The sequence below is a fragment of the Streptomyces sodiiphilus genome (assembly GCF_039529215.1).
Taxonomy (GTDB): Bacteria; Actinomycetota; Actinomycetes; order Streptomycetales; family Streptomycetaceae; genus Streptomyces; species Streptomyces sodiiphilus.
Genome location: NZ_BAAAMJ010000083.1, coordinates 1 through 11,324, shown reverse-complemented (window position 1 = coordinate 11,324; position 11,324 = coordinate 1). Strand labels below are relative to the sequence as shown.

The window sequence follows — 11,324 nt, the reverse complement described above, 5'->3', positions numbered from 1 at the left end:
CTCCGGCACCAAAGTGAAAGTGAACCTCTGCCCGGCCGAGGCATTACAGCCATACAGCTGGACCGCCTTGCCCACCACCGGCCTGCCCGACTCCAAAGACAGACACTTACCCCCCGGCCCCACATACGTCAGAGCACCATTCGCCCCCTGACCGGTAACCCGCTCCACCAGCCCGTCATGAGTCCAGCTCAACGACTGCGTGTCACCGTGCTCGGTTACCGCGGTGGTGTTCCCCGTCTCGTCATACAGACGCTCGGCGATCGCCGTGATCTGCGCACCTTCAGGAGTCCGGTACTCGGTCTCCGTGCCCGTGAGAGTACGAGGCTGAGAACCATCCGAAGCACCATAGCCATAACGGGTGACCACGTCCCCCGCGGAATCACCACCCAGATCATGACGCACCAGCTCGCTGCGGTTCCCCAACGCGTCATAGGTGTACGTCTGCCAGTAGCCGGAAGCATCCGCACCGGGCGCGACATTGAGCGTGCCGTCACCGTAGGACGGCGCAGGACCCACCTTGCCTTCCGCGGTACAGGAACTCTGGCGGGCAGACGTCCACGCCTGAGTGAGCCGGCCCAACGCGTCGTAGGTGAAGCACTGACGCTCGGCCACACCCGGCACCGCTTCCCGGATGGCGGTGATGTTGCCGGCCGGGTCGTAGGTGTAAGAGCGGTGCGAGACCAGGTGCCCCTGAACCAGCCCGGCACTCTGCTGCTCACGGTAGGTGCGGTGCTCCTTCAGAGCACCGGTGGCCTCATCATGGTCAGCGGTGACCCAGACACGGTAGGGCTGGGCGCCCAGGGTGCTGCGCAGCACCTGGCCGTAGGGCGAGTACACGGTCTCGGCCGCGTACCAGTCGGTGCCCGAGACCGACAGCGGCAGACCGTCGGCGGTGTAACGGACCAGGAGCTTCTCGGCCGGCAGGGAGCCGACGGCCGGCAGGTCGGTGGACTTCAGCAGGCCGGTGTCGGTGTAGCTGTAGCCGTAGGTGTAGGAGGTCTGCAGGCCCCAGGTGTCGGCGATGGCCTGCGGCAGGGAGAGGGTGGTGGACGTGGGCTGGTAGTCGCTGGTGTAGCCGCCGACAGACATGGTGTACGGCAGGCCGTCGGTGTGGCGGGTGGCGCTCGCCGGGAGGCCGATGCCGCCGGGGGCGGTGTCGTAGCTGTAGTCGGCGAGGAGTTCGCCGGTGCTGGAGTCCAGGCGCTGGCTGACCGGGCGTGACAGGGTGTCGTAGCCGGTCCAGGTAGTGATGCCGCGGGCGTCGGTGGAGGTGACGGGCCGGTCGAGGTGGTCGTAGGTGACCGTGGCCGTGCCGGTGTCGGGGTCGGTGGCGGCGGTGAGCCGGCCGCGCTGGTCGTAGGACCAGGTCCAGACGTTGTCCTCGCTGTCGGTGGCCCGGGCCAGGGCCCCGGTCTCGTCGTACGTGTAGCGGGTGGGGATGAACTCGGTGCGGGCGGCGTCGGTGAAGGTGTCGGCGCGCACGGTGCGGCCGAGGCCGTCGGTGAACAGGCGGTAGGAGGCTCCGCCTTCGGGGTTGATGACCGTGGAGTGGTCGGTGCCGTAGGCGTAGGAGACCGCCTTGGCGGGGTCTTCCTCGCCGTGGAAGACGGGGGTCTCGGTCAGGACGCGGCCGAGGCCGTCGTAGGTGTAGCGGGTGGCGTTGGGGACGGCGGTCTCGGGCGCGAAGAGCGTGGCGTCGGGCTTGCCTTCGGCGACGTAGGCGTTGCGGGACTCACGGACTTCGCCGGAGCCGTTGTAGATGATGTCGGTGATCAGGCGTCCGCCGCCGACGGCCGGGGACTGGGTCTGGCGTTCGCGGCCCAGGCCGTCGTAGATGGTGGTGCTGGTCTGCACCGCGCCGTCGTGGGCCCGGTGGCGGGTGGTGATGGCGGGCGGCTCGCCGGCCTTGATGGTGTAGCTGATGCGGATGTCGGGGACGCCGTCGGACTGTTCGCGGCCGGGGGCCCAGGCCTGGGTGAGGCGGCCGAGCGCGTCGTAGACGGCGGTGGAGGAGTGGCCGTTGGGGTCGGTGCTCCGGATGCCGGTGCCGCGGCCGGGCTCGATCAGCGTGGTCTGCTGGTGTCCGAGGGCGTTGGTTTCGGTGAACTGGTGGGCCTGGCCGGTGGCCGGGGTGTAGCCGAGGGTGGTGAAGTTGCCGTCCGGGTCAGTGGTGCGGGTGACGCGGCCGATGGCGTCGAAGTCGGCGGTGCCGTCCGACTGGAAGCCGGAGCCGTCGGCCTTGAGCGACCAGCTCTCGGTGACCAGGCCGTGGGTGGGCGTGGCCCCGTAGGCCTGGCCGTCGTAGCCGACTCGGAGGCCCGAGAGCAGGGTCGTCAGGTCGCTGAAGTCGGCGTCGGCGCAGGTGCCGGGGGCGGACCTGATCTGCTTGGTGAGGCCGATGAGGTGCGCCGAAGCGTTGTGGGTGTACTCCAGCCGGGTGCAGGACTCGTCGCCGCTCCTGCCGGTGTCGCCGAGGAACTCGACGGTGACCGGAAGGCCGTGGACGGACTCGTAGGTGGTGTTGGTCTGCACCGTGCGCAGGGTGCGGGTGTCGTCGCCGGTTCCGGAGGAGCGGGTGTAGCTGGTCTCGGTGGGTTCGGTGACGCGCCATGCGCGCAGCGGGGTGAGGCCGTCGCCGCGGACTCGCTGTGCCAGCTGGGTGGCCTGCGGGGTGGTGACGGTGCGGGTCAGCCAGTCGGTGTCGGCATCGCTGTCGTCGGTGTAGGTGAGCTGCTCGGCGATGCGGCCGGCGAAGGGTTCGAGGTCCTGGGCGATCGTCTGGCCCTGGATGTCGGTGACGGTGACGTCGTCGCCGAGGCCGCGGAAGTAGCGGGTGACGGATTTGGTGCGCTTGGCGCCGGTGAGGGTGTCGTTGACGCCAGTGTAGACGGTGGTCCGGTCGAAGCCCGCGAAGTCCGAGTAGGTGCGGCGGGTCTTCTTGGTGAACTCCTGCTGGGTCAGCTTCCAGGCGGGGGCGCCGTAGGAGTAGGTGGTGAGGACCGGGGAGGAGCCGTCGATCGCGGGGAGTTCCTCGACGCCGGTGACCACGTACTTGTGGAACCAGTCGATCTGCTCGGCTTCCGGGTCGGGGTGCCAGTAGACCGGGTAGCACAGTGCGGTGTTGGCGTCGGGTGCGGGCATGCCGCTGCCGGTCGCGCAGGCGCCCGCGGGCGAGGAGTAGGTGACGACGCTCTCGCCGCCGTACTCGTTGATGACGCGGCCGATGCGCAGCCGGTCGAAGCCGGGGCGCGGGTCGCCGGCGCCGCGGATGACGCGGTTGGGCATCGCGTCGGCGTTGGGTTCGAAACGGACGGGGCTGAGGGTCTGCTCAGTGCCGTCGACGGCGTGGCCGGTGCGGGTGACGGACTCCAACCACAGGGAGGTGTTGGCACCGGTGCGCAGCAGCGGGAAGGACTGCTTGAGCTGGTACTGGTCGACGGTCTGGCGGGCTGTGCTGTTCTGCTTGCGCTGCGCGGTAGTGGTGATCTTGTCCAGGCGCTTGCGGGTGAAGAAGGCCGGGGAGGCGTTCCAGCAGGTGCCGGAGGACTTGCAGTGGAGGCTGGCCGGGGTGTCGTACCAGATGCGGTACTGGCCGGGGTCGCCGGAGGTGAACGCCGCGTCGGTGCAGGTGGCGGAGCCTTCGGCGTAGCAGCGTTCGGCGACGGCGAAGGTCACGCGGCCGATGGCGGGTGCGGAGAAGAGGGTGCTCGCGCGCTGGCCGTAGTCGATGTGCTTGAGGTAGCCGCCGCGGTGGTAGGAGACCGGGTTCTTGAACGCGAGGTTCTTGGCGTAGTGGTTGGTCTCGCGTTCCCACCACAGGGACATGGCGTTGCCGTGGACGTCCTCGACGTAGTCGAGGGCCCAGCGCCAGCCCTGGGTGCAGAAGGAGCCGGCGAAGTCGCCTGCCTTGTAGCAGGGTTCACCGGCGTGGTTGCCCGCCACGGGGACGGTGAGGACGGACTTGGTCTCGGGGTCGCCGGTGCTCCAGCCGGGGAGGCGGTTGCGGCCGAACCAGTAGCGGGTGCCGTCCTGGGTGGTGACGCGCCAGTACTCGCCGTCCTGGTCGCCGTTGGCGAGGGCGGTGTCCTTGAGCAGTTCGACCTTGGAGCCGTCGCCGTTGGCGGTGTGCCAGACGCCGGTGGTGTCGTCCCTGACGAGTTCGGTGGTGGAGCCGCCGAGGCTGAGTGTGGCGTTGTGGGAGCCCCAGCACATGTCGCCGGTCTTGCGCTGGGCGTTGTTGGCCCCGGCCTTCTTGGCGTCCTGGACGCAGGAGGCGTAGGTGCGGGTGATGGCGCCGGCGTTGTAGTCCCAGCCGTCGCCGATCCAGGAGGCCTGGTTGTTGGATGCGCTGGTGCGTCCGTCGACGGACTGTGAGGAGTAGCCGAGGGCGACGGACGGTGTCAGCCCGCCGGGGGCTTCGGGAACCTGCAGCTCGTAGGCGTAGGTGAAGGCTCCGGAGGAGGAGCCGGCCGCCCAGGAGCCCGCCGAGAGAAGCGGTGTGGCGGTGAAGTCACCGGCGGCGGAGGCGCCCGTGTCCATCGCGCCGACCACCCGGGCAGGGCTGGACGCCGATGCGGGGGTGACGGTGCCGGACGTGAACGACGCGTGGGTGGCGCCGTCGGCCGGCACCTCGCCCCCGGCCGTCTCCGGGGCGTCGCCGCGGAGTTCGCCGACGGGGACGGTGCCGGACAGACGGTGGGAGCGAGGGCTGCCGTCCGGGGCGGTGAGGGGTCCGGCCGGGCTCGCGGGCAGGAGTGGCGCCCCGGTCAGGGCCGACGGAGGGGAGGTCTGGGTGAGGAGGGCCGAGAAGGCCGGGGTGGTGTGGACGGCCGGGTAGGCGGTGGCCGCGGTGGTGCTGCCGGGAGACGGGTCCTCGGTGCCGGGCTGGGGGAACCCGCTGGTGAGGACGGAGAGTTCTTCGGGGTCGTCACCGCACTCCGGGGCGGTGGGGGCGTCCATCACGCAGGCCGGCAGCAGGGCCAGTCCGAACCGGTCGGCGGCCTCCGGGCCGAAGAGGTCGGCGAAGCCCGTGGCGTCGACCGCGATGGCCACCTCGGCGGAGGATTCGGCGGTTGCCGGAGGCGTCAGCGCCATGACAATGCCCGCGAGCCCGGCCTGCTGGGAGGTCTCGGGGCCGGCCAGTTCGACGGCCCACTCGCCGGCGAGTGCGGCAGCCTGCTCCTCGTCCGCGTCCTCGGGGATGCCGAGTTCGACCGGCAGCGGGCCGGCGGGGAGGGTGTCGCCGGGATTCAGTCCGGTGAGGTCGACGGTCGCGGTGCCGGCCGACCAGGGAGTGGTGGCGGTGGGGAGGTAGTCGGTCTCGGCGACCTCGTCGGCCGTGGTGAGGCCGGTCTCCGCGGAGGTGTCGAGCTCGATGACCTCGCTCTCGGGGAGGTCCGGCAGCTCCACCTCGCTGCGGCTCATGCCGTCCCCGGGCAGGGCCCAGGCGTCGGAGCCGAGCACGGTCACCGACATCACCAGGGACATCGCCAGCCCGACGGCCGCGTGTCCCCGGCGCCACAGGCGTCGCCCCGTCAGGCCCCGGGTGCGGTCGCTCCGGGTCTGCCACGGCAGTGAGTTGTCGACACCACGCATACGGACGGCACCCATCTCCATGAGTTGAGACGAATCAGTGACATGCGGACACCCGTGCGGATGTACGACCGCCGCACACTCTCATTCACAGGCCGAGCACAGCGACATCACAGAATGTGACAGTTCAAAGAGAAGGAAAAGATTCCTGCGGCAGAACGAAGGAACGGTGCCGCACATTGCGCCGCTTACGGAAAGAGCACGCGAAGCGCACATGACGTACCCATAGCACCCAACAGCCCTTTTATATCCGGCACTTCCCCCAGTAACGGGCGTCACAGTCGGTGAGGGATGCCGCAAGATCACATCTGGGTCACGGTGTTCATGCTGGACAGAGCCCTGTCACTCCGTGCGAAGGTGTGCGCCCCTGCCCAGGGGTTCGTCCCCCGGGGCGCGCCGTGCTGCCCGCACGGTGAACAGCCGTCCGCTTACGGGAGTTCAGACCGCCGTGAAAGCGCCCCGCCTGCTGCAACCCCTGATGCGCACCCGTACCCGGCTGGTCTGCACCGTCGGGGTGATGGCGACTCTCCTGCTGGCGGGTCTGTTCCCGCTGCTCTCCTGGGATTCCCCCGCCCCCCGCACACCGGCCGCCCTCGCCGGCACAGACGCCGCCCCGCTGACCGCACATCAGGCCATGGACCGGGCCAAGGCCAATGGCGACGCCGTCCTGGTCGGGGCGGAGACCACCGAGACCAGCATCACCTGGGCGCTGCCCGAAGGGCAGTTCCGCACCCACATCCACGCACTCCCTCAGCGCGCCCGCACTCCCGAGGGCGAGTGGGCGGACATCGACACCACCCTGCGCCGCACCGGCGCCGGAGTCGAACCGGTCAACTCCGTCACACCGCTCATCTTCTCCGGCGGCGGCCCGGCCGAGCGCAGCTCCCGGAACCACCGGCGCACGACCCTGGCCCGCCAGACATCGACCGCGCAGGACGGCTGGACCGTACTGGCCGAGCTGACTGTCGAAGGCCACACCCTGACCTACACCTGGCCCGGCCCTCTGCCCGAGCCGGTCCTCGACGGCCCGCGCGCGCTCTACCCCGAGGTCCTGGACGGCGTCGACCTGCTGCTGGTCGCCCGTGACGAAGGCGGCTTCGGCCAGCTCCTCGTCGTCAAGTCCCCCGAAGCGGCCGCCGGTCTGGACCTGGGCGCCATCACATACGGCCTCGCCTCCCCCACCGCCGTCTTCGTCCACGACGAGGACACCGGCGGTGTGCAGGTGCGGGACCAGGACGGCAAGGAGATCACCGCCGTCCCCACCCCCTTCGCGTGGGACTCCGCCGGCCGTGAACCCACCGACCCGGACGACCCCGAGGCCCCCGAACCGCCGGAGCCGCGCACCGACACCTCAAGCCCTCAGGCCGTCCTGAACCTGACCGGCCTGACCGGGGTGGAACCCGGCGCCGTCCACGCCCCGATGCCGACCAGCCTGGACGGCGACGGGACCTCGCAGGCCGTCCTCGGGCTGGACGCCGGGAGCACCGGACTGTTCGACGACGATGCCGACGTCCGCTACCCGGTCTTCCTCGACCCGACCCTGGTCGGCGGCGTCCACTCCTGGACGATGGCCTACAAGCCGTACCCCAACAGCAGCTTCTTCAACGGCACCAACTACAACAACGGGACGTCCGAGGCCCGCGTCGGCTACGAATCCACCACCGGGGGCCTCGCCCGGTCCTTCTGGCGCATGCGGTTCGACAACTCCCTCAGCGGCGCGACCGTCTCCTCCGCCACCTTCAAGGTGAAGAACACCCACTCCTGGTCGTGCGAGACCCGCCAGTTCCAGCTGTGGCTGACCAGCGCCATCTCCTCGTCCACCACCTGGAACAAGCAGCCGGAGTGGCGCACCCACCAGCAGAACAGGTCCTTCGCGCACGGATACTCCTCCGCCTGCCCGGACGAGTTCGTCTCCTACACCATCACCGACGCCGCCCAGCAGGCCGTCAACAACGGCTGGGCCACCATCACCCTCGGCATGCGCGCCACCACCGAGACCTCCACCTGGACCTGGCGCAAGTTCCAGGCCTCCAGCGCCGAGATCCGGGTCACCTACAACCGGAAGCCGAACGAGCCGGTCAACGGCACCAGTTCCCCCGGCGGCGCCTGCGTTCCCGGCCCCGGCCAAGGCGTCACCGTCAGCAAGACCGACCTCACCTTCACCGCCACCGGCTCCGACCCCGACGGCAACCTCAAACACCTCTACTTCCGGGTGTGGCCCACCGGCGACAGTGCCAACAAGCTGGTCGACAAGCGCGTCACCCCCACCTCATCCGGCAAGGGCTCCGTCACCGCCCTCGCCTCCCAGCTCACCGACGGCGTGACCTACTCGTGGGACGTCCGTTCCGAGGACACCGAAGGAGCGGTCTCCACCTACTTCCCGCCCGGCCCCGAACCCTGCCGGTTCACCGCCGACGCCTCCGTGCCCACGGAACCAGTCCTCAGCAGCGACCAGGTGGAGGACACCGAATGGGACTCCGGCCAGTGGGCCACCGTGTCCTACGGTGAAGACGTCACCTTCACCATGCAGTTCAGCGACGACACCACCCGCTACGCCTACGCCTTCAACGGCACCGGCTACACCCACGAGCAACTGGGCACCGACAAGACCGTCACCCGGACCCTCACCCCGCCCAACGCCGGCCCCGTCTACTTCCACGTCTACGCCTACAACGCCGTCGGCAACCGCAGCAGCCGAGCCGCCCTGCTGTTCTACCTGCGGCCCCGCGACGCCGCCGACAGCCCGGGCGACCTCAACGGGGACGGCAACCCGGACCTGCTGGTCATCGACGGGAACGGTGAGCTGCGCAGTTACGCCGGCGAGGAGGGCGGACAGGTCTACTCCCGCATCCGCGCCTCGTACACGAGCGACGGCACCCGCAACCCGGAGGGCCACTTCTACGACGCGGACAACGACCAGGCCGCGCTGATCTCCAAGCACTCCGACTACTACCCCGGAGACGGCCTCACCGACCTGTTCGCCCGCACCCCCGACGGCGACTTCTGGCTCTACCCGGGCGACGGGTACGGCAGCTTCGACGTCGACCGGCGCATCCGGATCCTGCTGCCGGACAACGCCCCCTCGCCGGACACCTGGACCCAGATCAAGGCCGTCGGTGACGTCACCGGAGACGGGCAGTCAGACCTCTTCGTCCGCACCGGAACCGGCTTCTGGGCGCTCACCGGCTACACCGGCGCCAGCTTCCAGGAGGCCACCTTGATGTGGGCCACGGCCTGGGAGAACCGGGAGATCGTCAACGTCACCGACATCGACGGCGACGGCACCCCCGACCTGCTCTGGCGCAACCGCGGCAACGGCAACATGTACGTCCGCCACGGCAAGCCGGGAGACAAGGCGGGCAGCGTCGACCTGGAATCGCTCACCCTGGCCAGCCGTTCCCGCGACGGGGACGTCGTCTACGGCACCAACTGGACCAGCACCTCCGTGCCGCTCCTCGTCGGCGTCCCCGACACCAACGGCGACGGCATCCCGGACATCTGGGCCCTGCGGGAGGACGGCACCGTCCAGATCTACCACCCGTCCCGCACCAACACCCACAGCCCGGTGGCCACAGTGGTGACGGGCGACTGGTCCAGCGTGAAGGCCTTCGGCTGACATTCCCACACCGGAAGTGAGCCGGATGACTCCGTCCCACTTCCGGTGTGCTCACTGCGGCACCGCTGGTTCGAGAGGGACCGGACGGGCCCGCATCCGGCCTGTGGCCGGCGGTGGTGCCCTGTGCCGCCGTGCTGGAGTGCGCCGGGGCGTGGTCCGTGTGCTTCTACCGTGGGTGGGGGTCTGTCGGTGGTGCGGGGCGGACGCAGGGCCTTGGTGTGGCTGCGCAGCGGCACGGCGGCGAGAAGTCCCGACCACAGCCGTCCTCGCATCCGCTGCGGCTGCTCGTGACGCTGCTGAGAGCTCCGCATTGGTTGTCGTGGTGGCCGGGCCGGTGAGGGCCTTCGGGCCTTCCGGCTGCTCGATGCGGCGCTGCCGGGCCCCTGCGCCCCGCCGCCGCCAAGGCAGCGGACTCCCGGCGGGTGCCCGCCGAGGACTTCTCGCGCGGTGGGTGAGTCACGCGCGGGCCGGTGCTGTCCTACCCCGACCTGATGACCACCGGAGGTAACCTCAAGTCCAGGCGGACGGGACGACCGGATCACCGGTTCTTCCGCCGTACTGCAACAATCAGCAGCCAGGCTGAGCACATCGTCACGGCGATTTCGCTGCGACGGGCAGCAGCTCCGGTGCATGCCGCAGGACGAGGGGCATCCATGACGCTCTCCACAGGCGGCCGGGTCGGCCTGGCCGGAGCGGCGGTGGTCGGGGTCGCCTTCGGCATGGCACGGTACGCCTACGGTCTGACGCTGCCCGGCATCCGACAGGACCTGGAACTCTCCGAACTGGTACTCGGCCTCATCGCCGGCGCCACCTTCGCCGGCTACCTGGCCGGGTTGCTGCTGGCGGGACCACTTGCCGCCCGTCGCGGCTCGCGGGCGCCGACGACCCTGGGCGGGACCTGCGGCGCGGCGGGCGCGGTGATCGTGACCGTCGCGCAGTCCCCCTTGCCGCTCGCCGTCGGCGCCGTCCTGGCCGGCAGCGCGGGTGGCTGGGTATGGGCGTCTTACTCCGACATCGTGACGCGGACGGTGCCCCCGCGGCAGCAACCGAGAACACTGGCGGTCATCACGACCGGAACCAGCGGCGGACTGGTCCTGCTGGGTGGCCTGGCCGTCCTCGCGGCAGTGGGGTCATGGCGCCTGGTCTGGGGCGGCATCGCCCTTGCCGCCGTGGCCGCCGCCGTGGTGAACCTCGGCCTGGTGCCGCGAGCCGGGCCGGCCCCACACCCGGACGGACAGCGCGGTGCCTCCTCACTCACGAGAACACTGAAAGTCCCGGCCGCCTACTCCGTCGTCTACTTCGCGGTCATCGTCATCTACTTCACCTACGCCGCGGATGTCCTCACCCGCGACCTCCCGGCGGCAGCTGTCCCGGCGCTCTACGCGGCCATCGGCGTCACCGGCACGGTGGGGGTCGCGACGGGGGCCGTAGCGCGGCGAGTGGGCAGTCTCAGGGTCGCGGCACTGTGCCTCGTGACGGTGGCAGCGGCACTGGCGCTCCTCGGGCTGGCCGGCGATTCCCTGGCCGCGACCGCGGCCTCGGCGTGCGTCTTCGGCGTGGGATACATGACCGGGTCGGCGGTGCTGGCGGTCTGGACCGCCGAGCTGGTGCCCGAACGCGCGGGAGCGGCATTCACGGGTTGTCTGATCGTGGGGGCCGTCAGTTCGGTCGCAGCGCCGGTTCTTGCCGGTGCGGTGATTCCCGGCCTCGGGCTGGAGGCGCTGCTTGTCCTCACCGCCGCGGTGTCCCTGCTCAGCGGGGTGGCACTGTGGCTGCACGGGGCCTCGGCAGGAGGGACCGCTACGGAGACCGGGCCATGACACACGCCGGCTCTACCCGTCGTAATCGAGGGCTTTCCCACCTCAGTTCATGATGGCAACGGCGCCGAGCGCCACCTGATGTCCGTCACTGCTGCCGTGCGTGAGACAAGAGTGGTCAGTGACCAAGGTCTTCAAGATGTGGCGAGGCGGGGACTAAATGTACTGACTTGTCGGTTCGTGCCGGACGTTCGGTCCTCGCCTTCCTCGGCCTCGCAACCGCCCTGACCTGCTACAAACAACTGCCCGCAATCACCACATCGGCCGGGCAGAGGTTCACTTTCACTTTGGTGCCGGAG

The 11,324-nt window shown here is 70.0% G+C and carries 3 protein-coding genes; 2 read left to right on the top strand and 1 reads right to left on the bottom strand.

What is annotated here, in order from left to right:
* Positions 1 to 5,610, bottom strand: a 5,610-nt coding sequence (locus tag ABD299_RS24045) for a sugar-binding protein (protein ID WP_344266606.1), incomplete at its 3' end; no start/stop codon positions are given.
* Between the two features lie 430 nt (positions 5,611 to 6,040).
* Between ABD299_RS24045 and ABD299_RS24040 the strand changes: the two genes are divergently transcribed.
* Positions 6,041 to 9,208 (top strand): FG-GAP-like repeat-containing protein, encoded by a 3,168-nt coding sequence (locus tag ABD299_RS24040; protein ID WP_344266603.1) that lies wholly within the window; start codon positions 6,041 to 6,043, stop codon positions 9,206 to 9,208.
* Positions 9,209 to 9,861: 653 nt separating this feature from the next.
* On the top strand, positions 9,862 to 11,028 hold the full coding sequence (locus ABD299_RS24035) for an MFS transporter (protein WP_344266600.1): 1,167 nt from the start codon (positions 9,862 to 9,864) through the stop codon (positions 11,026 to 11,028).
* The last annotated feature ends 296 nt before the right edge of the window (positions 11,029 to 11,324 follow it).